This window comes from Streptomyces sp. NPDC098789, from assembly GCF_044759975.1.
In the GTDB taxonomy this organism is placed as follows: domain Bacteria; phylum Actinomycetota; class Actinomycetes; order Streptomycetales; family Streptomycetaceae; genus Streptomyces.
This window is the reverse complement of record NZ_JBIWAJ010000001.1, coordinates 33,029-55,772: the sequence shown is the minus strand read 5'-3', so window position 1 is coordinate 55,772 and position 22,744 is coordinate 33,029. Positions and strand designations below refer to the sequence as shown.

The 22,744-nt window shown below is 73.1% G+C and carries 22 protein-coding genes; 10 read left to right on the top strand and 12 right to left on the bottom strand.

The genetic code is table 11. The features are described from left to right. Positions 1 to 64: 64 nt before the first annotated feature. Positions 65 to 1,297 (bottom strand): threonine ammonia-lyase, encoded by a 1,233-nt coding sequence (gene ilvA, locus ACIQWR_RS00290; RefSeq protein ID WP_404003684.1) that lies wholly within the window; start codon positions 1,295 to 1,297, stop codon positions 65 to 67. 237 nt (positions 1,298 to 1,534) lie between these two features. On the opposite strand from ilvA, the gene ACIQWR_RS00285 reads away from it, so the two are divergent. From ACIQWR_RS00285 to ACIQWR_RS00275, 3 genes are read left to right on the top strand one after another with little or no spacing between them, the layout of a single operon-like run. After that, entirely contained in the window at positions 1,535 to 2,056 is a 522-nt protein-coding gene (locus ACIQWR_RS00285) for a MarR family winged helix-turn-helix transcriptional regulator (protein WP_399259693.1), read from the top strand. Between the two features lie 34 nt (positions 2,057 to 2,090). Next, entirely contained in the window at positions 2,091 to 2,558 is a 468-nt protein-coding gene (locus ACIQWR_RS00280) for a sigma factor-like helix-turn-helix DNA-binding protein (protein WP_404003681.1), read from the top strand. Beyond that, positions 2,558 to 2,809 (top strand): hypothetical protein, encoded by a 252-nt coding sequence (locus ACIQWR_RS00275; RefSeq protein ID WP_404003679.1) that lies wholly within the window; start codon positions 2,558 to 2,560, stop codon positions 2,807 to 2,809. Before ACIQWR_RS00280 ends, ACIQWR_RS00275 begins: the two co-directional genes overlap by 1 nt. Before the next feature lie 79 nt (positions 2,810 to 2,888). Here the strand turns inward: ACIQWR_RS00275 and ACIQWR_RS00270 are convergent, their stop codons facing one another. Beyond that, the gene (locus ACIQWR_RS00270) at positions 2,889 to 4,046 is read right to left on the bottom strand and encodes a cystathionine gamma-synthase (RefSeq protein WP_399259690.1); all 1,158 of its coding nucleotides are present in this window, start codon (positions 4,044 to 4,046) and stop codon (positions 2,889 to 2,891) included. Between the two features lie 94 nt (positions 4,047 to 4,140). Here ACIQWR_RS00270 and ACIQWR_RS00265 point away from each other — a divergent pair, with 94 nt between their 5' ends. The 5 genes from ACIQWR_RS00265 (at position 4,141) to msrA (ending at position 10,089) form a co-directional block, all read left to right on the top strand. Continuing rightward, positions 4,141 to 5,247: a hypothetical protein gene (locus ACIQWR_RS00265; protein ID WP_404003676.1), complete on the top strand. Its 1,107-nt coding sequence runs from the start codon at positions 4,141 to 4,143 to the stop codon at positions 5,245 to 5,247. Between the two features lie 66 nt (positions 5,248 to 5,313). Then, positions 5,314 to 6,408: a hypothetical protein gene (locus ACIQWR_RS00260; protein WP_404003674.1), complete on the top strand. Its 1,095-nt coding sequence runs from the start codon at positions 5,314 to 5,316 to the stop codon at positions 6,406 to 6,408. Positions 6,409 to 6,599: 191 nt separating this feature from the next. Further along, positions 6,600 to 8,204 (top strand): M48 family metalloprotease, encoded by a 1,605-nt coding sequence (locus ACIQWR_RS00255; protein WP_404003672.1) that lies wholly within the window; start codon positions 6,600 to 6,602, stop codon positions 8,202 to 8,204. Beyond that, positions 8,201 to 9,310: a hypothetical protein gene (locus ACIQWR_RS00250; RefSeq protein ID WP_404003670.1), complete on the top strand. Its 1,110-nt coding sequence runs from the start codon at positions 8,201 to 8,203 to the stop codon at positions 9,308 to 9,310. The genes ACIQWR_RS00255 and ACIQWR_RS00250 overlap by 4 nt, the downstream gene beginning before the upstream one ends. 104 nt (positions 9,311 to 9,414) lie before the next feature. Beyond that, positions 9,415 to 10,089, top strand: coding sequence for a peptide-methionine (S)-S-oxide reductase MsrA (gene msrA, locus ACIQWR_RS00245; protein WP_404003668.1), 675 nt, complete (start codon positions 9,415 to 9,417; stop codon positions 10,087 to 10,089). A gap of 88 nt (positions 10,090 to 10,177) precedes the next feature. Here msrA and ACIQWR_RS00240 read toward each other — a convergent pair whose 3' ends face one another. Continuing rightward, positions 10,178 to 10,522, bottom strand: a complete 345-nt coding sequence (locus ACIQWR_RS00240; protein WP_385785374.1) for an AQJ64_40280 family protein — start codon at positions 10,520 to 10,522, stop codon at positions 10,178 to 10,180. 90 nt (positions 10,523 to 10,612) lie between these two features. Beyond that, entirely contained in the window at positions 10,613 to 11,683 is a 1,071-nt protein-coding gene (locus ACIQWR_RS00235) for an NAD(P)-dependent alcohol dehydrogenase (protein WP_404003666.1), read from the bottom strand. A 218-nt stretch (positions 11,684 to 11,901) separates the two neighbouring features. Here ACIQWR_RS00235 and ACIQWR_RS00230 point away from each other — a divergent pair, with 218 nt between their 5' ends. Then, on the top strand, positions 11,902 to 12,843 hold the full coding sequence (locus ACIQWR_RS00230) for a helix-turn-helix domain-containing protein (RefSeq protein WP_404003664.1): 942 nt from the start codon (positions 11,902 to 11,904) through the stop codon (positions 12,841 to 12,843). Here ACIQWR_RS00230 and ACIQWR_RS00225 read toward each other — a convergent pair. From ACIQWR_RS00225 to ACIQWR_RS00205, 5 genes are all read right to left on the bottom strand, one after another. After that, positions 12,833 to 13,846: a GNAT family N-acetyltransferase gene (locus ACIQWR_RS00225; RefSeq protein WP_404003661.1), complete on the bottom strand. Its 1,014-nt coding sequence runs from the start codon at positions 13,844 to 13,846 to the stop codon at positions 12,833 to 12,835. The genes ACIQWR_RS00230 and ACIQWR_RS00225 overlap by 11 nt on opposite strands. Before the next feature lie 110 nt (positions 13,847 to 13,956). Then, positions 13,957 to 14,634 carry an ABC transporter ATP-binding protein gene (locus ACIQWR_RS00220; protein ID WP_404003659.1) on the bottom strand — a complete coding sequence of 226 codons (678 nt, stop codon included), beginning with the start codon at positions 14,632 to 14,634 and terminating at the stop codon, positions 13,957 to 13,959. A 98-nt stretch (positions 14,635 to 14,732) separates the two neighbouring features. Further along, positions 14,733 to 16,235, bottom strand: coding sequence for an ABC transporter permease (locus ACIQWR_RS00215; RefSeq protein WP_404003656.1), 1,503 nt, complete (start codon positions 16,233 to 16,235; stop codon positions 14,733 to 14,735). 199 nt (positions 16,236 to 16,434) lie between these two features. Then, entirely contained in the window at positions 16,435 to 17,703 is a 1,269-nt protein-coding gene (locus ACIQWR_RS00210) for an Ig-like domain-containing protein (protein WP_404003654.1), read from the bottom strand. A 131-nt stretch (positions 17,704 to 17,834) separates the two neighbouring features. After that, a complete protein-coding gene (locus tag ACIQWR_RS00205) occupies positions 17,835 to 18,128 on the bottom strand; it encodes a hypothetical protein (RefSeq protein ID WP_385785394.1) in 294 nt (97 codons plus the stop codon). A gap of 155 nt (positions 18,129 to 18,283) precedes the next feature. On the opposite strand from ACIQWR_RS00205, the gene ACIQWR_RS00200 reads away from it, so the two are divergent. After that, positions 18,284 to 18,640: a hypothetical protein gene (locus tag ACIQWR_RS00200; protein WP_404003651.1), complete on the top strand. Its 357-nt coding sequence runs from the start codon at positions 18,284 to 18,286 to the stop codon at positions 18,638 to 18,640. 88 nt (positions 18,641 to 18,728) lie between these two features. Here the strand turns inward: ACIQWR_RS00200 and hutH are convergent, their stop codons facing one another. From hutH to ACIQWR_RS00185, 3 genes are all read right to left on the bottom strand, one after another. Then, on the bottom strand, positions 18,729 to 20,270 hold the full coding sequence (gene hutH / locus ACIQWR_RS00195; RefSeq protein ID WP_404004997.1) for a histidine ammonia-lyase: 1,542 nt from the start codon (positions 20,268 to 20,270) through the stop codon (positions 18,729 to 18,731). 55 nt (positions 20,271 to 20,325) lie between these two features. Then, positions 20,326 to 21,435, bottom strand: a complete 1,110-nt coding sequence (locus tag ACIQWR_RS00190) for a diguanylate cyclase domain-containing protein (RefSeq protein WP_404003650.1) — start codon at positions 21,433 to 21,435, stop codon at positions 20,326 to 20,328. Positions 21,436 to 21,909: 474 nt separating this feature from the next. Then, entirely contained in the window at positions 21,910 to 22,728 is an 819-nt protein-coding gene (locus ACIQWR_RS00185) for an enoyl-CoA hydratase/isomerase family protein (protein ID WP_404003648.1), read from the bottom strand. Between the last annotated feature and the right edge of the window lie 16 nt (positions 22,729 to 22,744).

Genomic DNA, 22,744 nt, shown 5'->3' with positions numbered 1-22,744 from the left:
AACGATCCCAATGCTCGAATGCTCGAATGCTCGAACGGATCGGCGTGATCGGCGTGATCGCCCCTCAGCCCATGACCTTGTACCCCGCGCTGTGCAGCGACCGCGCCACCTCGGCGCAGTGCTCCGGCCCCTTGGTCTCCAGGTGCAGCTCCACCTCCACCTCCGTGAGCCCGAGCCGCGGATCGGTCCGTACGTGGCTCACGTCCAACACGTTCGCATCCACCACTGACAACACCCCCAGCAGACCGGCCAGCGCCCCCGGCCGGTCCGTCACGCGCAGCCGCAGCGACAGGTACCGTCCCGCGGCCGCCATGCCGTGCCGCAGGATCCGCTGGAGCAGCAGCGGGTCCACGTTGCCGCCGGACAGCACGGCGACCACCGGGCCGTCGCCGTACCGCTCGGGCTCGCTCATCAGGGCGGCGACCGGACTGCAACCCGCCGGTTCCACCACGAGCTTGGCCCGCTCCATGCAGAGCAGCAGCGCGCTGGAGAGCGCGTCCTCCGACACCGTACGCACGTCGTCGAGGAGTTCGCCGATGATCTTGAAGGGGACGTCGCCCGGGCGCCCGACCTTGATGCCGTCGGCCATCGTGTTGGGGGCGTCGATGGAGACCGGGTGACCGACCTTGAGCGAGGGCGGATAGGCGGCCGCGCCCGCCGCCTGCACGCCGATGACCCGCACGTCGGGGCGTAGCGCCTTGACGGCGACCGCGATGCCCGCGGCCAGGCCGCCGCCGCCGATGCCGACGACGATCGTGCGGACCTCGGGGCACTGCTCCAGGATCTCCAGGCCCACCGTGCCCTGGCCCGCGATGACGTCGCGGTGGTCGAAGGGGTGGATGAAGACGGCGCCGGTGCGGTCCGCGTAGTCCTGGGCGGCCGCGAGGGTCTCGTCGACGACCTGCCCGTACATGCGCACCTCGGCGCCGTACTCGCGGGTCGCGGCGACCTTGGGCAGCGGGGCGCCGACCGGCATGAACACGGTCGAGCGGACGCCCAGCAGCGAGGAGGCGAGGGCGACGCCCTGCGCGTGGTTGCCGGCGCTGGCCGCCACGACGCCGGCGGCGCGCTGTTCGGGGCGCAGGCCGGAGATCCGGACGTAGGCCCCGCGCAGCTTGAAGGAGCCGGTGCGCTGGAGGTTCTCGCACTTGAAGTGGACCGGGGCCCCGACCAGCGAGGTGAGGTACCGACTGCCTTCCATGGCGGTCACCCGCGAGACGCCGGACAGCATCTTCTGGGCCCCCCGGACGTCGTCGAGGATGACCTGGGGGACGGGCTCCGGCACGCGGTAGTTCATGGCTCCAAGTCTCGCAGTTGTGCGGGAGCCCGGCGCGGGCCGTCCGCGGGGCGGACGCCGCCCGCCCCGGATCCGGGACGGGGGCGAAATCTCGCCATCCGAGACCGGTACGGAAGGCGTCCCATTCCCGTCTCCGGCCCGCCGTACCAGTTCTCGCACGAGGCGTACGAGCCGCAGCGCAGCCGCGTACTCTGTCCCCCATCCTTGTCGGCCCCCATGCGAAGAGAGCCCACGGCCATGCCTTCCACTCCGGCCAATTCCGACCTCCCGGCGGCGCCGGACGCGCCCGCCGGGGCGGGTCTCCTGGACGCGCTCCAGCATCAGGTGGCGGTCTTCGCCCGGCGGGCGGAGCAGACCCGTCTCGGCGGGGTCGGCCAGGCCCGCAACTCGATGGACCGCGCCGCGTACCTGCTGCTGAACCGCCTCGACCTGGAAGGCCCGATGGGGGTCAAGGCGCTCGCGGGCGGCATGGGCATCGACTCCTCCACCGTGACCCGCCAGGTCGCACCGCTGGTCGACACGGGCCTGGTCAAGCGCACCTCGCACCCGGAGGACGGGCGCGCGGTGGTCCTCGCGCTGTCCCCGCGCGGGCTGGCGCGGCTGGAGGAGGTCCGCTCCTCGCGGCGCGAGCTGATGTCCCGGGTCACGGAGGGCTGGTCGCCGCAGGAGCGCGAGGCGTTCACCTCGCTCCTCACCCGTTTCAACCTCTCGCTGTCGGAACTCATGGCGGCCGTCGCCGAGGGTGGTCCGACCTCTTGACCCGGGTGGTCCGACTGCCCGCACTATGTGGATTGTGGACCACCAAACGACCTACGGACGGGCGGAGTTCGAGGCCTTCGTCGCGGGTGCGGCGGGCCGACTCCTGCACGTCGCCGTCCTGTTGACCGCCGAGCCGGAGGGCGCGGCGCCGCTGGCCCGGCGGCTGCTGTCGGGCGCGCTGGCGCGTACGTTCGCGGACTGGCGGCGGCTGCGCGGCGACGACCCGTACGCCGCCACCCGCGCCGAACTGTGCGCCGCCTTCGCCCGCTCCGCCTGGCGCCATCACGGGCGCCCGCGGCCGGACGCGGGGGTGCTCGCCCGGCTGAGTCCGCAGGAACGTCTCGTCGTGGTCCTGCGGGTGTACGAGGGCGTGGCCGAGGAACAGACGGCCGCGCTGCTCGGGATCCCCGCGGACCGGGTGCGGGCGGTGTGCCACCGCGCGATGACCGCACTGCGGGCGGCCGCCGCGGCGGGCCCGCCCCCGCCCGGCCGGGTCGCGTGATGGGCGCGCCCGATCGCAAGGAGGCCGAGGTCCGGCGGCTGCTGGAGGGCCCGCACCCGGTGGTGCCGGTGGACCTCGCGGCCGTCGCCGCCGCCCGCGGCACGCGGCTGCTGCGGCGGCGCCGGGCGCTGCGCCGCTCGGGGTGGGCCCTGGTGTTCGCGCTGGTCGTCGCCTTCGCGGTGTGGGCCTCGCTCGCGCACCCGTGGGAGATACCGCCGACGGACGTGGCCCCGCCCCTGCGGGGCTGGTAGCCACGTCCGTCGCGGTGCGCCTGCCGACCGGTGTCCCGGCCGGTGTCCGGTCCGTGTCCGGTCGGTGTCCGGTCGGTGTCTAGCCGAGCGCCTGGGTCAGGTCCGCGATCAGGTCGTCGGCGGCCTCGATGCCCACCGACAGCCGGACCAGGTCGCCCGGGACCTCCAGGGCCGAGCCCACCACCGAGGCGTGGGTCATCCGGCCCGGGTGCTCGATCAGGGACTCGACGCCGCCCAGGGACTCGCCCAGGGTGAAGAGCTTGGCGCGGTTGCAGACCTCGACCGCCGCCTCCTCGCCGCCGACGACCTGGAAGGAGATCATGCCGCCGAAGGACTTCATCTGCTTCGCGGCGATCTCGTGGCCCGGGTGGTCCGGCAGGCCCGGGTACAGGACGCGGGAGACCTTCGCGTGGCGGGTCAGCATGTCGGCGACGCGCGTGGCGTTCTCCGAGTGCCGGTCCATCCGGACGGCCAGCGTCTTGATGCCGCGCAGCACGATCCAGGAGTCGAAGGGACCGGCCACCGCGCCCATCGCGTTCTGGTGGTAGGCCAGCTCCTCGCCGAGGGCCGCGTCGGCCGTGATCAGCGCACCGCCGACGACGTCCGAGTGGCCGCCCATGTACTTGGTGAGGGAGTGCAGGACCACGTCCGCGCCGAGGGCGAGCGGCTGCTGGAGGTAGGGGGAGGCGAAGGTGTTGTCCACGACGAGCTTGGCGCCCGCCGTCCGCGCGATGTCGGCGATCACGGCGATGTCCGTGATGCCGAGGAGCGGGTTGGAGGGGGTCTCGACCCAAATGACCTTGGTCTTCGGGGTGATGGCCGCCTGGACCGCCGCCGCGTCGGAGGTGTCGGCCACCGACCAGTCGACGCCCCAGCGGGAGATGACCTTGGCGAAGAGGCGGAAGGTGCCGCCGTACGCGTCGTTCGGGATGACCACGTGGTCGCCCGGCGAGAGCAGCGTGCGCAGCAGGCAGTCCTCGGCCGCCAGGCCCGAGGCGAAGGCCAGGCCGCGGCGGCCGCCTTCCAGTGCCGCCAGGTTCTCCTCCAGGGCGGTACGGGTCGGGTTCGCGCTGCGGCTGTACTCGTAGCCGCCGCGCAGGCCGCCGACGCCGTCCTGCTTGTACGTGGAGACCTGGTAGATCGGGGGCACGACCGCGCCGGTCAGGGGGTCCGCCTTGTTCCCCGCGTGGATGGCGCGGGTTTCGAAGCTCTGGTGCTCGTGGCTGTCGTCGCTCATGAGCAGAGCCTAAGGGCTGTCCGGGGTGAACCGGCTGGTGGCAGGGGCACCCCTCATTCGCGTCCGGGGGCGTGCGTCTGGTTCGCTTGGGCGCATGGAGATTCTGTGGTTCCTGATCGCGATCGGCATGCTCATCGCCGTCGTCGGGCCTTACGTGCGGCGCCGGCGCTCCGGCCTCCGCCTCGTCACGCCCGACAGCCCCGACGCCGCCGACCCCGAGAACTACGGCTTCGCCCGGCAGGAGCAGCTCGACATCCGGATCCCCGGACCCGACCAGGACCTGATGGACGCCCTCGGCAACGTCGAGCGCAGCGGCCAGTGGCAGGCGGCGTCCATGCTGCTCGCCGGCACCCCGCGCGACGGCGAGGTGCGCTGGCAGCGCGTGCAGGCCTTCGCCGGGGCGGCGGCGCTGGACCTCGCGCAGCGGCCGGGCATCGGTGCGCCGTGGTTGAAGGCGTGGCGGCTGGAGGCCCCGAAGGACGCGGGCGGCGCGCAGGTGCACGCCGAGCTGCTGGTCCAGCAGGCGTGGCGGCAGTCGGGCGGCGTGGGGTCGACGGACCACAGGATCATCCTGGAGGAGGCCCGTACGGCGGGCGCCGGCAGCGCGCTGCTGGCCCCCGGCGACCCCGTCCCGTACATCACCGAGCTGGCCGTCGCCCGTGGACTGGGCTATTCCGAGGCCGAGTTCGACGCCCTGTGGGCGAAGATCATCGACCGGGCGCCGCAGCACATGGGCGCGCACCTGGCGGCGCTGCACTACTGGTGCGAGAAGTGGCACGGCTCCCGCGAGAAGGCCGACGCCTTCACGCACGCCGCGGCCGCGCGCGCCCCGCAGGGCTCGCTGCTCGCCGCGCTGCCGCTGTTCGCGGTGTACGAGCACCTGCCGGAGTTCACGACCGTGCAGAGCTTCTACCAGAGCGCCGTGGTCACCCGGGCCGTGGAGGGCGCGCTGTACGCCGTGCACTCGGCCCGCGCCGACGATCCGATGCTGGCGCACGTCCGTCACCTGTTGATCCTGTTCCTGGTCAACAGCGAGCGGTGGGCCGAGGCGATGGAGCAACTGCGGCACGTCGACGGGTACGTCGGCGCGCTGCCGTGGTCGCACAGCGCGGATCCGGCGGCCCAGTACGCGGTGTACCGGGCGCTGGCCGTGGCGGGCTACGAGGCGAACGGCGGCTCCCCGGCGACCCTGCCGCACTGACCCGTCACGAATCCACCTGTGCTTATAAGGTTGCCATAAGCGCAGCTCAGGCCGCATGATCCGGCCGTGAACCTCGCACTCGTCCTCGTCATGGTCCTCATCCCGCTCAGCATGGTCGTCTTCCTCGCCCGGACCAAGGGCAAGCCCGCCGGCCCGCGGGCCGAGCGCTGGATACGCACGCGGTTCGACCCGGCCGCCTTCGGCCTCGTCCCCCGCGACCAGCTCGACCCCAGCCGCGGCGGCCCCGTCCTCGAACCCGGCACGCGGGCGCGGGCCCAGGAGGTCGCCGACGCGGCCTGGGACGGGGACTGGCGGGTGGCCGCCGCGTACTGCGAGGCCGCCGGGCGGGACTGGGACGAGCGGTGGTCGCGGATCGAGCTGCTCATCCAGATCGCCGAGAGCGACGACCGCTGGCTGAACGACTGGCGCGGCGCCCAGCCCGACAACGGCGACGCGGGCAGCGTGTACGCCCAGGTGCTCCTGCACCGCGCCTGGGAGATCCGCGGCGCCGAGTACGCGAACAAGGTCCCGGCCGAGCGGATGCGGCAGTTCAAGGAGCTGCTCCCGGCCGCCATGGCCGCTGCCCAGCAGGCCGCGGACCGCGCCCCGCACGACCCGGGCCCCTGGGTCGTGATGGTCACGGCGGCGCGCGGGATGCAGTACTCGCACAGCCAGTTCACGGAGCTGTGGCGCAACCTCCAGCTGCGCGCCCCGCACCACGGGCCCGCGCACTGGCAGGCCCTGCAGTACTGGTGCGACAAGTGGTTCGGCTCCGACAAGCTGATGTTCGACTTCGCCGTGCGCGCCGTCGGGACCTCCCCCGCCGGCAGCACCCTGGCGGGGCTGTACCTGCACGCCCTCGACGAGGTCGAGAAGCGCGGCGGGCAGCGCGGGAACCGGGCCGACCAGCACGTCAAGGCCCGACTGGAGGACGTGGCCCGGCGCCTGGACACCGTGCCGGAGACCCACGAGGACCTGCCCCGGCTGCGCCACAAGCTCGCCCACCACCTGCTGGCCGCGAGGATGGACCGGGAGGCGCTGGAGCAGTTCCGGCGGATCGGCCCCTACTGCGGCGCCGCCCCCTGGTCCCAGGACAACGCGGGCGCCGTGGCCGCCTTCGACCACGCGCGCGGGCGCGCGGCCTACGGTTCACGGGCCTGAGCGGCCGACCGGCCCGAGCCGGCCGAGCGGCCCGAGCCGCACCCCGACGCCGCCCCGCGGCCGACGGGCCTGCATACTTTGCTCTCTCTTGGGGCGCCCGCGGTGCCCGCTACGCACCGCGCCCACCGCCTCGTACACACAGGTCACATCACGTGACGCACATGTCACATCCCGTGGGGGGATCCTTCCAAATGGGCGCTTCGCTGCGCGCATTGCGCGCGCTCGTACTCCTGTCCGGCTTCTATCTGCTCGGCTTCGTCCTGCTCGCCGTCCTGGCGGGCATCGACTACGCCATCATCGCCTCGGGCGGACACGGCCCGGTCGTCGCCAAGCTCGTCATCGTCAGCCTGGTCCTGGCCTTCCCGGTCGTGCGCGGCATGTTCATGCTCCGCACGCCCAAGGCCGAGCCCATGGCGGGCCTGCGCCCCACCGAGCAGCAGGAACCGCACCTGTGGGCCATGGTCCGCGAGCTGGCCGCCGCCGTCGGCACCCGCGCGCCGGACGAGATCGTGCTGACCGACGAGGTCAACGCGGCCGTCGGCGAGGACCCCCGGCTGCTCGGCCTGCTGCCCGGCCCGCGCCGCATGTACATCGGCCTGCCGCTGATGACGGGGCTCGACGAGATGCAGCTGCGCGCCGTCCTGGCGCACGAGCTCGGCCACTACAGCAACGCCGACACCCGCTTCACCCCGCTGATCGTGCGCGGCAAGGCCCAGATCGGCCGGACCATCGCGCACTTCCACGAGCGCGCGGACAACACGGTCGCCAAGGAGCGCGCCAAGCAGGAGAAGCAGGCCGGCAAGCGGATCGCCAAGGGCAAGAAGGCCAAGGAGGTCAACACCTCCGGTTCGGGCGTCATGTACCGCTCGATGGCCAAGATCTACACCGCCTACGGCTCCTTCTTCATGCGGGCCACCCTCTCCGGCTTCCGCCGCCAGGAGTACGCCGCCGACCTCGCCGCGGCCAGGATCGCCGGCCGCGACGCCTACGCGTCCGCGCTGCGCGAGCTGCCCGCGCTGGTCTCCGCGCACACCTTCTACATGGACCGCTACGCCACCCTCGGCGTCGGCGCGGGCCTGCTGCCCGCCCCCGGCCAGGTCTTCGGCGGCTTCGGCGAGCTGCTCGGCGCCCGCGCGGAGGAGCTGGCGGGGATGCGCGAGGAGCTGCCCGAGCGCCCCGCCTCCCCCTACGACTCGCACCCGCCCATCGCGGACCGGGTGGCCCGGATCGAGGCCCTGGCGGACGACGGCCGCGGCGCCGCCGCCACCCGTCCCGCGCTGGACGTCCTGGTCTCCGCGGCCGGCGCCTTCGCCGCGCTGGAGCACGAGGTCCTCACCTCCGAGGCGCTGGGCCTGCGCCGCGCCGACTGGTCCGACCTGGTGCACGAGAGCATGAGCCTCTACGTCGCCCAGGGCGCCGAGGACATCCGCGCGGCCGTGGCCGCCGAGCGCCCCGGGACCCAGGGCGACCTGGGCGACTTCCTGGACCTGATCGACACCGACCCGGCCGCCCTGTGGCGGGTCGCGGACCGGCTGCCGAAGTCCGAGGAGGCGACGGCGGCCACCGGTCGCGCCGCCCGCGAGTTCGCCCGCCCGGGGGTGCGGCGCGCGCTGAACCAGCTGGTCACGGTGGAGCTGACGGCCCGCGGCGCGGCCCGCTGGCAGCTGTCGTGGTCGGACTCGGCGACGCTGGGCTACTCCTCCGAAGGCGTCCAGGACGAACTGGACGCCGCCCTGGACGCGGCCGTGGCCGACCAGGGCGACACCGCACCGCTGCGAAAGCTGGCATTGGCATGATGATCTTCTTCGGCGTGCTCGGGCTCGCCCTGTTGGCCGTCGCCGGCTACGTGCTGCGCGGCGTCTACTACATCCGCAAGGCCAAGCGGCTGACCGCCGAGGTCGAGGCCATCGGTGCCCGCGTGGCGGGCCGCTCGGTCGACCAGGGCTTCCTGCCGGGCGACCGGCTCGACACCGAGAACTCGGGGCCCGTACCCGCCGAGCACGGCGTCGTCCGGGCCGCCGTCCGCTCCGGTGACTGGCAGGCGGGCGCGGCCTGGGTCGAGGCCGCGGGGCAGCACTGGGAGGAGCGCTACACGCGCGTCTACGTGCTGGGCGAGGAGGCCGCGCAGGACGACGCCTGGCTGCGCGCCTGGCGCGCGGCCCGGCCCACCGACCCGACCGCCGCCGCGATCGACGCGGACTCGGCGCTCACCGTCGCCTCGAACGTGCGGGGCGCGCTGCGGGCCAACCAGACCTCGCGGGAGCAGTTCCGCGTCTTCCACGAGCTCCAGCGCAAGGCGCAGGTCCTGGTCGAGGAGGCGCAGGCGCTCGCCGACCCGGCGGACCCCACCCCGTACGTCCTGGAGCAGCCGATCGCGCTCGGCCTGGGCTACTCGAACGAGCGCTACCGCGCGCTCTCCGCGGAGATCATCAAGCGGGACCCGAAGAACCTGTCGGCGCACGTGCGCTCGCTCCAGTACTGGTGCGCCAAGTGGCACGGCTCGCACGAGGAGGCCATGGCCTACGCGCGGGAGGCGGCCGCGCTCGGCGGGCCCGGCGACCTGCTGACCCTGCTGCCGCTGTACGCGTACTTCGAGCAGGAGACGCACGAGGACGACCTCGACCCGGACGTCTACTTCAAGGAGCCGGAGGTCGTCGCCGCCGCGACGGCGGCGCTGGCGGACCTCGCGGCGGCCGCCCCGGACGACCGGCGGGCGCTGCGCCTGCGGCACATGCTGGCGTGGTTCCTGTACTGGCAGGACCGCTACCCGGAGGCGATCGAGCAGTTCCGCCACGTCGACGGCCACATCGGCACGGCGCCGTGGACCTACTCGGGCGACCCGGCGGCCCGCTACCTGAAGGCGCGCGACTACAGCGTGGGCCAGGTGACGCCGGGCGCCTGAAGCGCCGGGCTCGGGGGCGGGGCGGGTCGGATCCTTCCAGGTGGGGGAATCCCGGCCCGCCCCGTCCTGTTGTCCCCTGTGCGACCGCCGCCGAGGAGGCCCCTGTGTTCAGTTACCGCCGCACCCCCGAACTCCCCACTCCCGAGCAGGCCCTCAAGGGCCGCCCCACCCCGCAGTTCGACCTGCCGTCCCGCCACACGGTGCTCGGCAACCCGCTGGCCGGTCCCTACCCGGCCCACCTGGAGGTCGCGGACTTCGGGCTGGGCTGTTTCTGGGGCGCGGAGCGCATCTTCTGGCAGACCCCGGGCGTGTGGACCACGCTGGTCGGCTACCAGGGCGGATCCACGCAGAACCCGTCGTACGAGGAGGTCTGCTCGGGCGGTACGGGCCACACGGAGGTCGTCCGCGTCGTCTTCGATCCGGCCGTGCTGCCGTACGAGTCCCTGCTGAAGGTGTTCTGGGAGAACCACGACCCCACCCAGGGCTTCCGCCAGGGCAATGACGTGGGCACCCAGTACCGCTCCGCGGCCTACACCCACTCCCCCGCCCACCAGGCCACCGCGGAAGCCTCCCGCGACGCCTACCAGCAGGTCCTGACCGCGTCCCGCTACGGCGCGATCACCACGGCCGTCCTGCCGGCCGCCGACCGCCCGTTCTGGCCCGCGGAGCCGTACCACCAGCAGTACCTGGACAAGAACCCCACGGGCTACTGCGGCATCGGCGGCACGGGCGTCTCCTGCCCGATCGGCGTGGCGAAGCCGCCGTCGACGCAGGCCTGAGCCGGCAGCCGACCGGGCCGCCGCGCGTCACCCGTCATCGGGTGGCGCGCGGCGGCCCGCCAGCGGTCAGCCGGCGCCCCGCCCCCGGTCACAGGAGGCCGAAGGCCGCCTGGAGGGAGGGGGCCACCGAGTGGCCCACGAGGTGGTTGAAGGCCGTGCCCGGGAGGGCGGGGAGGTAGGCCCAGTGGGTGACGCCCTCCGGGTCCGGGCCGACCCCCGCGTAGGGGAAGCGGATCACGGCCCCCCGGTCCACGAAGCAGTCACGGAACTCGCGGCCGTCCGGCTCGCTCACGTGGTGTGCGAGGAAGCGCATCGGCAACACCACCCAGAAGTCCGACCCCGGCCCCCTCGCGTAGCGGCCGGCCACCGCTCCCAACACCCCCGAGCCGGTCTCCGGAAGCTCGTCCAGCGCGTCGGTCCACTGCAGTACCACTGTCCATCACATCCTCGACTGCCCCGACTGAAAGGGGCATTGAGGACATCCTCTCCCAGCTTCGCGAGGGCCGCCCGTCGATCTACGACGTCAGATCGTCGACGCGTCGATCACGAAGCGGTAGCGGACGTCGCTCGCCTCGACCCGGCCGTACGCCTCGTTGATCCGGTCGGCGCTGATCAGCTCGATCTCCGCGCCCAGACCGTGCGCCGCGCAGAAGTCCAGCATTTCCTGGGTCTGCGGGATCCCGCCGATCATCGAACCGGCCAGCGTCTTGTTGCCGCCGATGACGGAGAACAGGTTGAGCGAGACCGGCTCCTCGGGGGCGCCGACGTTCACCAGCGCGCCCTCCACCTTCAGCAGGCCGAGGTACGCGCCCAGGTCCAGCGGGGCCGAGACCGTCGAGACGATGAGGTCGAAGGTGCCGGCCAGCTCCGTGAAGGTCGCCGGGTCGTTCGTCGCGTGGAAGTGCGCGGCGCCGAGCTCCAGCCCGTCCGCCTTCTTGCGCAGGGTCTGCGACAGGACGGTCACCTCGGCCCCCAGCGCCGCGGCGATCTTGACGCCCATGTGCCCGAGACCGCCCAGGCCGACGATGGCGACCTTCTTGCCCGGACCCGCGCCCCAGCGCTTGAGCGGCGAATAGAGGGTGATGCCCGCGCACAGCAGCGGCGCCGCCACGTCGAGGGCGATGCCGTCCGGGATGCGCAGGGTGTGGCTCTCGGCGACCACGATGTGGGTGGAGTAACCGCCGTACGTCGGCTCGCCGTCGGTTCCGACCGCGTTGTACGTGCCCGTCGCGCCGCGCTCGCAGAACTGGTCCTGGCCCTGCACGCAGTTCGCGCACTCGCCGCAGGAGTCGACGAAGCAGCCGACGCCCACCCGGTCGCCCACGGCGAACTTCGTCACGCCGGCGCCGGTCGCGGTCACGATGCCCGCGATCTCGTGGCCCGGGACCATCGGGAAGATGCCCTCGCCCCAGCCGTCGCGGGCCTGGTGGATGTCCGAGTGGCAGATCCCGGAGTATTTGATCTCGATGAGGACGTCGTGTTCGCCGACCGGGCGGCGCGGCACGGTGGTGCGCTCCAGCGGGGCCTTGGGCGAGGGGGCCGCGTAGGCGGCGACCCGGGTGGGGGCGGACACGGCAGCGGTGGGGTGCGACACGGGAGGGGCTCCTTGGACGGTGCGCTGGGGTATGGGGTGGTGCGGAATGCGGGGTGGTGCGGGACAGCGGGAACAACGGAAAAGCGGTACTGCAGAAACGATGCCTCGCATCCGGCCGCGCACCCAGACCCCTGTCGGAGCTAGGACTGGCGAACCTACCCCTGGCGGGGTCAGGCTCCCGACCTCCGCCCCGCCCCCGACCCGGGGATACTGGACGGATGGACCAGGCCGACGACCAGCGACCCGACCGGCGGAGCGACCTGCGCACCGAACTCGGCGAGTTCCTGCGCTCCTGCCGCGCGAGGCTGCGCCCGCAGGACGTCGGCCTGCCCGACTACGGGCGCCACCGCCGCGTGCCGGGGCTGCGCCGCGAGGAGCTGGCCCAGCTGGCCGGGGTCTCCGTGGCCTACTACACGCGGCTGGAGCAGGGCCAGGGGCAGAACGTGTCGGCCGAGGTCCTCGATGCCCTCGCCCGCGCCCTGCGCCTCGACGACACCCAGTACACGCACCTGACGCACCTGGCCCGGCCCAAGGCGCGCAAGCGCCGCCAGAGCCAGAGCCACCGCCCTGAGAAGGTCCGGCCGGAGCTGCTGCACCTGCTGGACGCGCTGGACGGCGTACCGGCCTACATCATCGGCCGGCGCCAGGACGTCGTGGGCTGGAACCGGATGGCGGCGGCCGTCTTCGGGGACTTCGGCGCGCTGCCGCCCCAGGAGCGGAACCTGGTGCGGATGGTCTTCCTCGACCCGGCGACCGCGGAGCTGTACGACGCGTGGGACTGCCGGGCCTGCGAGGTGGTCAGCAACCTGCGGCTGTATGCGGGCCAGTACCCCGACGACCCGCAGTTGTCCGCGCTCGTCGGCGAACTCTCCGTGAAGAACGCGGAGTTCCGGCAGCTGTGGGCGGAGCACACCGTGCACGACAAGTCGCACGGCACGAAGGACCTGCGGCACCCGGTCGTGGGCCCGCTCACCCTCTCCTTCGAGACCTTGACCTTCCCGGACAATCCGGAGCAGTCGCTGGTCACCTACCACGCGGAGCCGGGATCGGCCTCGGCGGACGCGCTGCGCCTGCTCGGCTCCTGGGCCGCGCCCTCGTCCGAGTCGTCCTCCGGCCCTTCGTCCGCCTCGGCGCCCACGGGCCGAACCGCTACAGCTTGAGCTGGAACAGGCCCACGCCGCGCTCGCGGCGGTAGCCCAGGGACTCGTTGATCCCGAGCATCGGCGCGTTCTCGTCCGCGACCGTCGTCACGATCTCCCGCACCTGCGGGTACCGCCGCACGGCCTGGGCCACCATCTGCCGCTTGACCAGCCGACCGAGCCCCCGGCCCCGATGAGTGGGGACGACGACCGTGTCGTACTGGACGGCCCGGGTGTCCGCGGGATCGGGGAGGACCAGTTCCGTGTACGCCGCCATCTCGCCGGTGCCGGTCAGCGCGGCCACCGAAAGGATCACTCCGCCCCGGTCCACGATCAACCGCTGCGCCTGGCGCACGCGCTCCCCCGTCCAGACCGGGGCCCGCTCGTCCAGCTCGCCCATCGGCGCGTCCTCCATCGCCCCGTGCGCGACGGCCGCGGCCTCGGCCCACGCGTCGGGGGTCTCGCCGCTCCAGCTCACGAGCCGGTAGCCGGGGACCTCCTGCGGCTCCTCGACCGGCCCGGCGGGGACCTCCTGCACGTGCCAGGCCATCGGCAGGACGTTCTCGAAACCGAGAGCCTCCGCGAACCGCTGCGCGGAAGAGCCGAGTTCGACCGTCGATGACACCGACGTACGCCCCTGTGCGAGGAGTTCGCCGCGGACCCGCTCCCACAGGGCGCGCCCGAGACCGCGGCGCCGGGCGGAGGGACGGACCGCGAGCACGTCCAGGTACGCGCCGTGCGTATTGCCCTCGTCGGTGAAGAGCAGCAGGGCGGCGGCGCCGTCGATCTCGCCGTCCTCACCCGGTATCGCCCACTGGACGGAGCGCCCGCGGATCGAGGGGACGCCGAGGCGGCCGCCCACCTCCACGACGCTCGGCGCGGGCACGCCGGGCAGATCGACCGCGTGGACGGCGCCCAGCAGGCGGGTCCACGCGGCGATTTCGGCGGCGGTCGGCGGTACGGAGAGGAGCGGGACGGAAGGGGGCGTCGAGGCGGGCGCGGGTGCGGGCGCGGAATCGGTCATCCGATGACCGTAGCTCCGGCCCGCGCACCGCGGCCAAGGCTTTTCCGCCCGGACCGGACGTTCTCGGACGTCCTCAGACGTTCGCAGACGTCTCAGATGTCTCAGATGTCTCAGACGTTCTCGGTGACCGTGACCCGACCCCGTCGGATCGTCGCCAGCCGCGGTGCCCGCTTCGCGAGCGCGCTGTCGTGCGTGACCATGACGAAGGTCAGGCCGTGTTCCTTCCAGAGCCCCTCCAGCAGGTCCATCACCTCGTCCCGGGTGGACTCGTCGAGGTTGCCGGTCGGCTCGTCGGCGAGCAGCACCTTCGGCTTCTTCACCAGGGCCCGGGCGATGGCGACGCGCTGCTGCTGGCCGCCGGAGAGCTCGCCGGGCAGGTGGCCCATGCGCTCGGCCAGGCCGACCGAATCTAGCGCCTCGGCGGCCTGTTCGCGCCGGGCCTTCGCCTTGAGGCCGAGCGGGACGAGCGCCGTCTCGACGTTCTCCTGCGCGGTGAGGGTGGGGATGAGGTTGAAGGACTGGAAGACGAAGCCGATGTTCTGCGCCCGGACCTCGGTCAGCCGGGCCTCCGACAGGCTCGCCAGGTCCTGGCCGTCGAGCACGACGGAGCCGGCGGTGGGCCGGTCGAGACCGCCGAGCATCTGGAGCAGCGTGGACTTGCCGCCGCCGGTGGGGCCCTGGATGACGAGCCTGCCGCCGTCCTCGATGGTCAGGTCGACCCCGGCGAGCGCGGTGACGGTGTCCTTGCCGCGCCGGTAGTTCTTGGTGACACCGGTGAGTTGGTACATCGTGCGTGGGTTCCTCTCGTACGTTCGGCAGTGCGCGGGGCCGGTCCTCGACCGGGAGGTCGGGCGGGCCGTGCAGGGGCAGGGCCCGCCCGACCGGCCTACTCGACGCGGCGCAGGGCGTCCGCCGGGCGCAGCCGGGACGCGCGCCAGCCGCCGAAGCCGCCCGCGATCAGGCCGCCCGCCACCGCGAGGGCGACGGCGAGGCCGATGGTGGACAGGGAGACGGGCGCGGTGAGCGCGACGTCCAGGGCCTTGGCCGCGGTGCGGCGGGCGCCGCCGAAGCCGCCACCGCCGCCACCGAAGCCGCCCGCGCGGCCGCCGCGCGCGCCGCCACCGCCGCCGCCGAGCTGCGCGGTGAGGGTGGGGCTGATGGCCGTGATCAGGTAGGCGGCGCCGAGCCCGAGCCCGATGCCGAGGGCGCCCCCGATGAGGCCGTTGACCACGGCTTCGCCGGCGACCTGACCGGTGACCCGGCGGCTCTTCCAGCCGAGCGCCTTCAGGGTGCCGAATTCGCGCACCCGGCGGCTGACGGCCGAGGAGGTGAGCAGCCCGGCGACGAGGAAGGCCGCGGCGAGGACCGTGTAGGAGAGCCAGGTGCCGACGGTCGAGGCGAGCGAGGAGGCCGTGGAGAGCGAGCCCGAGACGGTGTCCGCGAGGTCCGCGGAGGTGGTGACGGTGGTGTCGGGGACGTTCGCCTGGATGGCCGTCTTGACCGAGTCGATCGCCTTGGAGTCCTTGGCCTGGACGTAGACCGTGGTGATCTTGTCCGGCGATTCGGCGAGGGTCTGGGCCTGCTTGAGCGGGACGTAGAGGTTGGCGGCCGCGTCACCGCTGTCGGCGGTCGCGATGCCGATGACCTTGAAGGTGGCGCCCTTGACGGCGACGTCGGACCCGACGGCCAGCTTGTTCTTCGTGGCGTAGGCGCTGTCGACCACGGCCACGGCCGCATCGGCCTCGGCGGTCTGGAAGGTGCGCCCGGAGGTGAGCTTGGAGGTGGTCAGCGGACCCAGCTCCGGCTTGGCGACGTCGGTGCCGTAGACGGTGAAGGAGTTGACGTCGAAGTCGGCGCCGCCGCCCTCGACGGAACCGCCCGCGCCGCCAGCGCCCTGGCCGCCACCGCTGCGACCGCCCTGCGCGCCGCCCTGGCCGGCGCCCTCGGTGCGCTTGAACTCACCGCGCCGGAACTGCCCGTTGACCTTCATCACCTGAAGGCTGAGGCCGCCGACGGCGTCGGCGACCCCGCGCTGGCCGGAGACCTTGGCGACGGTGGTCGCGTCCAGGGTCTGGAATCCCTGGGGCATCACGATGTCGTGGCTCTGCTCGGCACCGGCGGCCCCGTCGGCGCCGTCCTTGGCGTCGAACTTGAAGCGCTGGCGCTGCGGCGCGCCCCCCTCGCCCGGCGGGGTCTGTGCCTTGGTGACGGTCATGTCCGTGCCGAGGCCGTAGAGGGACTGGAGGACCTTGGCCTGCGCCTGCCCCATGCCCGCGGACACGGAGGTCACGACGATGACGAGAGCGATGCCCAGCGCGAGCCCGGAGGCGACGACGAGCGCCGCCTTCCTGCGGCGGCGCAACTCGCGCCGGAGGTAGGTGAAGAACATGGGGCGAAGCTAGGCACGGGCCGTGATGGCTGGATAAGTGGCGGATAAGAGTCGGATGAGAACGCGGACGCGGACCCGCACGAGAGAACGCGAACGGCGGGGGCGCCCCTGGGGGCTCCCCCGCCGTCGGCGGTGTCCGGTTCAGCCGACCGGTCCGCTGTTCAGCGGACCGGTCGGCCGCTCGGTGGATTCAGCGGGCTCAGACGGCCGACCCGGCCTTCCAGTCCGCCCAGCTGAGGTTCCAGCCGTTCAGGCCGTTGTCCGGCTTGATCGTCTTGTCCGGGGAGTTGACCACGTTCACGACGTCGCCGACGAGCGAGTTGTCGAAGAACCACGCACCGGGCTGGTCCGGGTCGTTGGCACCCTTGGCGTCGTTCAGGCCGACACAGCCGTGGCTGGTGTTGGCGCTGCCGAAGATGGAGTCGTCACCCCAGTAGTTGCCGTGGATGAAGGTGCCGGAGGTGGACAGCCGCATCGCGTGCGGAACGTCCTTGATGTCGTACTCGCCCTTGCCGTCGCCGTCCTTGAAGCCGACGGTGGCGCCGTCCATCCGGGTCTCCTTGAACTTCTCGGAGATCACCATCTGACCGTTGTACGTCGGGTTCGCCGGGGAGCCGGCGGAGATCGGGATGGTCTTGACGACCTGGCCGTCGCGCGTGACGGTCATCTTCTTCGTCTTCACGTCGACGGTCGAGACCTGGCTGCGGCCGATCTGGAAGGTCGCGGTGCGGTCCTGCACGCCGACGACGCCGGGGGCGCCCTGGACCCCGTCCAGCTTCATCTTCATCGTGATGGTGGAGTTGGCGGTCCAGTACTGGTCCGGACGGAAGTCCAGGCGCTGGTCGCCGAACCAGTGGCCGACGACTTCCTGGCCGGTGCTGGAGGTGACGTTGATGGCGGCCTGGACGGCCTTCTTGTCCTTGATCGGCTTGTTGAAGTCGATCGAGACCGGCATGCCCACGCCGACCTTCGCGCCTTCCTCCGGCGTGAAGGAGCCGATGAAGCTGTTCTCGGGCGAGACGGTGGTGAAGGAGGCGTTCTCGTGCGCCTCCTTGCCGGCGGTGTCCTTCGCGGACGCGGCCAGCGAGTACTTCTGGGAGCGCTTGAGCGCACCCTCGGGCTTCCAGCTCTTGCCGTCGGCGGCTATCTTGCCCTCGACCGCGGCGCCCTCGGAGGTCTTCAGCTCCACCTTGGTGAGCGTTCCCTCGGTCACCGTCACGGTGGCGTTGTTCAGACCGACGTTGGTGGCGCCGTCCTTGGGCGCGATGACTATTCGCGCCTTGGACGTGTCCTTCGCGGCCGCCGCGTCCACGTCCGCCTGGGACTTGCTGGTCTTGTCACCGTTGCCGGCGGCCTTGTCGTCCCCGCCGCTGCACGCCGAGAGCACCAGTACCCCACCGAGCACCGCCGCTGCGGCCGCGAGGCCCCGCCTGCGCCGCTTGCTGTCCGTCCTCACACGCCACTCCATCGTTGCCGGATCACCGAGCATCAGCAGGGCAGGGAGGCAAGCCCCCCTGCCAGAATCCCTGCCTCATCCATACAACGCGTTAACGTGCCGGTCCGGTTCCACATCCCGTTCGAATGTGGGCCACCGCACGGTCAGGCGTTGTCGTCTTCTTCGTCGAATACCCCATCTTCCTCGTCGATGTCCCACTCCATCGACTCGGGGTCGTATTCGACCGGCTCGGTGCTCCACGAGGCCTGCGCCAGCTCGACCCCGGGGATCTCGGCGACCAGATCGGTGGGGTCGATGAGGTACGCCAGGGCCTCCGACGCGTCCTCGCGCACCGCCGACTCCGCGTGCCCGCGCTCCTCGTCGGGCATGAACTCGTCGGCCTTGATGTGCGCGAGGGCGGCTCCGGTGAGAGCGTCCGGTTCCGGAACCTCCAGCACCAAATCAACCCGAAGCCGTACGTACCGTGATTCTTCAGAAGCATTCATACGACGGAGGGTAAGGCTCAAGAACCCCCGGGTTTCCCACGACCCGCCCCTTTAACTAGCATCTGCCCACACGGCCAATTCGCTGCTGCCACAAGGGGGATCGAACTGTGTCCGCACGTCGACCGCTGCTCACCGCCCTCGGGGCGACCACCCTGCTCGGCGCCCTCTGGTTCGTCCCCAACGCGGGCGCCACCTCCGCCACCTCCTCCACCACCTCCTCCGACGCCGCCCCGGGCGCCCCGGCGAACGCGAACGCGCAGGCCGGCGAGGGCCTGCCGGACGAGGACGGGGCCGCGGCTTCCGCTTCCCGGTCCGCACCCGAGTCCCGGCCCCAGCTCCTGCTCGCGGACACCGGCAGCGTGGACACCGGCCCGTACCTCATCGGCGGCACGCTCTGCCTCGGCGCCGGGGCCGGTTTCGTCGCCTTCTCGGTGCGCCGCGCCCGCGCGGGGGACACCCCGTAAGGGAAGCGGCCGACCCCGCGCACGCCGAAGGGCCGCCCCGAGGGGCGGCCCTTGACGTACGACGGTCAGGTCGGGTCGGTCAGGTCACTCAGGCGAGGGGGCCGGTGACCGGTTCCACGGCTTCCAGGAGAGCACCCGAACGGATGAACGCGTCAGCGGCCGCCAGGTCGGGGGCGAGGAAACGATCCGGCCCGGGACCCTCGACGCCGGCCGCCCGCGCGGCGGCGATCGCGGCCCGGCTGGCCGGGGCCGGGGTCAGCCCGTGGCGCAGCTCGATGGCGCGGGTGGCCGCGTACAGCTCGATGGCGATGATCCGGTTCAGGTTCTCGATCGAGGTGCGCAGCTTGCGGGCGGCGGACCAGCCCATGGAGACGTGGTCCTCCTGCATCGCGGAGGACGGGATCGAGTCGGCGGAGGCCGGTACGGCGAGCCGCTTCATCTCGCTGACCAGGGCGGCCTGCGTGTACTGGGCGATCATCAGGCCGGAGTCGACGCCGGCGTCGTCCGCGAGGAAGGGCGGCAGCCCGTGCGAACGGTTCTTGTCGAGCAGCCGGTCGGTGCGGCGCTCGGCGATCGAGCCGAGGTCGGCGGCGACGATGGCGAGGAAGTCCAGCACGTAGGCGACGGGCGCGCCGTGGAAGTTGCCGTTGGACTCCACGCGCCCGTCCGGCAGGACGACCGGGTTGTCGACGGCGGCGGCCAGCTCGCGCGAGGCGACCAGGGTGGCGTGCGCGAGGGTGTCCCGACCCGCGCCCGCGACCTGCGGGGCGCAGCGCACGGAGTACGCGTCCTGCACCCGCGGCGCCGACTCCTCCTGGAAGTGCCCGGTGAGCCCGGAGCCCTTCAGCACGGCGGCCATGTTCGCGGCGGAGGCGCCCTGCCCGGGGTGCGGGCGGATGGCGTGCAGCTCGGGCTGGAGGACCCGCTCGCTACCGAGCAGCGCCTCCAGCGTGAGGGCGGCGGTGATGTCGGCCGACGTGTAGAGCTTGTTCAGGTCGGCGATGGCCATGACCAGCATGCCGAGCATGCCGTCGGTGCCGTTGAGGAGGGCCAGGCCCTCCTTCTCGCGCAGCTCGACGGGGGTGATCCCGGCCTCGGCGAGCAGCTCGCCGGCGGGGCGCACGACGCCGTCGGGACCTTCCGCGTCGCCTTCGCCCATCAGGGTGAGCGCGCAGTGCGAGAGCGGGGCGAGGTCGCCGGAACAGCCGAGGGAGCCGTACTCGTGGACGACCGGGGTGATCCCGGCGTTCAGGACGTCGGCCATGGTCTGGGCGACCTCGGGGCGGACCCCGGTGTGCCCGGAGGCGACGGTCTTCAGGCGCAGGAACATCAGGGCGCGGACCACCTCGCGCTCGACGCGCGGGCCCATGCCCGCGGCGTGCGAGCGGACGATGTTGCGCTGGAGCTGGGCGCGCAGCTCGGGGCTGATGTGCCGGGAGGCGAGCGCGCCGAAGCCCGTGGACACCCCGTAGACGGGCTCGGGCTTGGCGGCGAGGGCGTCCACGATGGCGCGGGCACGCGCGAGGGCGTCGACCGCCTCGGCGGACAGCTCGACGCGAGCGCCCTGGCGGGCGACGGCGATGACGTCCTCGGCGGTGGTCCCGGACGTCCCCATCACGACAGTGTGCATATCCATATTCAGCACCCTACGGACTGAATCCCAACATGTCACTAGGTCTCGGCGGTCACCTGCCGCGGAAGCGGCGGCGCTCGCCCGAACCGCCCGGCGGGGTGTCGGCGAGCCGCATCACGGCCGTGTCCCGACCGGCGACCACCGGCTTGGGCAGCCGGGCCGCCTTGGCCTTGTACTGCGCCGCGTCCGCCAGCCGGAACAGGCGCCGCGAGGACTTCACCGGGCCGATGTCGTCCCCGGTCGAGGCGACCCCGCAGGCCACCCCCTCCCCCAGCTCCAGCTCGGCGGCCCGCAGGCACAGCTCCTCGGTGACCCGGACCACCTCGTCGGCCGTCGGGCCCACGCTCACCAGGCAGAACTCGTCCCCACCGAGGCGCGCCACCAGCGCCCCGGGCAGCATCGCCCCGCACAGGCTCAGCACCGACCCGAAGCGCTCCAGCAGCCGGTCGCCCATGGCGTGGCCCAGGGTGTCGTTGACCCGCTTGAGGCCGTTGAGGTCGCAGACCACCAGGCTGACCACGGCGCCCTTGCCGCGGTGCTCCTCCAACGCCTCGTCGAGGCGCATGTCGACGGCCCGGCGGTTGGCGAGGCCGGTCAGGGGGTCGGTGAAGGCGAGCGCGCGGGCCTCTTCGAGGCGTTCGTTCTGGGCGAGCCCGGCGGCCACCACGGCGGCGAGCACGGTCGCGAACTCGGCGTCGTCCTCATCGAAGTCCGGGAGCCCCTCGTCCCGGGCGACGTACAGCTCGCCCCAGGCGCGGCCGCTGAGCACGACGGGCGCGACGACGCAGGTGCCGCGGCCGCGGCGGCGCAGCGCCTCTCCGCGGCGGCCCGGGCGGTCGCCGACGGCGCTCTCGACCCAGGCGTGCGGGCCGCCGCCGCCGACCCAGCGCTCGTGCAGGAACTCGGTGATCTCGGGGAAGTCGTGCACGGGGTAGGACTCGTCGACGGGGAACTCCGCCTCGCCGTCGCGCAGCTCGCCCTCATTGACCAGGACGCGCAGGCGACCGCGCTCGCGCTCCCACGCGGAGATCGCGGCGAAGGAGCCGTCCATCGCCACCCGCGCCCCGCGGGCCGCCGCGCGCACGCTGTCGCGCGGTGCGTGCGCGGCCGCCATGGCCTGCGCGAGTCCCACCACGGCCCGCAGTCGCGCGTCAACTCCCATCACCCCAGATTAGGCAGTTTCGCCCGTTTCGCCACGTTCCCCCTTGCCGCCGCGCGACCATCTCGCCCCGGCGGACCCAGCCGATCCGGCCCCGCCGGCATTCGAGGCCCGGGCCCGGCGGAGCCACTCCAGCCCCGCCGGCGTTCGAGGCCCGGGCCCGGCGGAGCCACTCCAGCCTCGCCGGCGTTTGAGGCGTGGGGTCTGGGGCGAACCCCAGCCATCCCAGCCTCGCCGGCGTTTGAGGCGCGGGGTTCGGGGCGGAGCCCTGAGAAGCGGCGCCGCAGGTCGCCCACTGGGGCTCCGCCCCAGACCCCGCGCCTCAAACGCCGGCGAGGCTGAGATGGGCGGAGCCTGAGGGACCAGCCGGGTCCGGGATGCCCGGAGCCGGAGGGACCGGCGATGGCCGGAGAGGGCCGGAAGACCGGGCCCGGGAAGGCCGGGGCCGGAAGGGCCGGGCCCGGTGCCCCGCAGGGGTCAGGCCACCGGCCAGTTCGGCTTGCGCTTCTCGTTGAACGCCGCCACACCCTCGGCCCGGTCCGCGGAGAAGGCCACGCCCCACCAGGCCGCGTCCTCGACGTCCAGGCCCGCCGCCAGGTCGAGCCCGTGCCCCAGCCGCAGCGCCCGCTTGGCCGCCCGCAGCCCCACCGGGGAGTTCGCCGCCATCCGCCCGGCCAGCTCCAGGGCCGCCGCACGGTCGGTGCCCGCCGGGACCACCGATTCGACCAGGCCCAGCGCCAGCGCCTCCGCCGCCTCCACCCGCCGCGCGGTGAAGATCAGCTCCGCGGCCCGCGCCGCCCCGACCCGCCGCGGCAGCAGCTGCGTACCGCCGCCGCCCGGGATCACGCCCACCGACACCTCCGGCAGGCCCACCACCGCGGTGGTGTCGGCCACGATCACGTCGCAGGACAGGGCCAGCTCGAAGCCGCCGCCGAGGGCGAAGCCGTGGACCGCCGCGATCGTCGGCATCGGGAGGGCGAGCACGCCCCCGTACGCGCCGCGCGAGGCGGGCCGCCGGGCCGCCAGCTCCGCATCGGTCAGGGAATTGCGCTCCTTGAGGTCCGCGCCCACGCAGAAGGCCCGCTCGTGCGTGGAGGTCAGGACCGTCACCCGCACCCCGGCGTCGGCGGCCAGCGCCTCGCACGCGGCGCCCAGCGAGCGCGCCAGCGCGTCGGAGACGGCGTTCATGGCCTTGGGCCGGTCCAGGACCAGCTCCGCCACCGCGCCGCCCTCGCCGTGGCGCCGCACCGCGACGAACTCCCCGAACCGGACCTCAGCCTCGTCGCCAGTGCCCACAGCGCCCACACCCTCC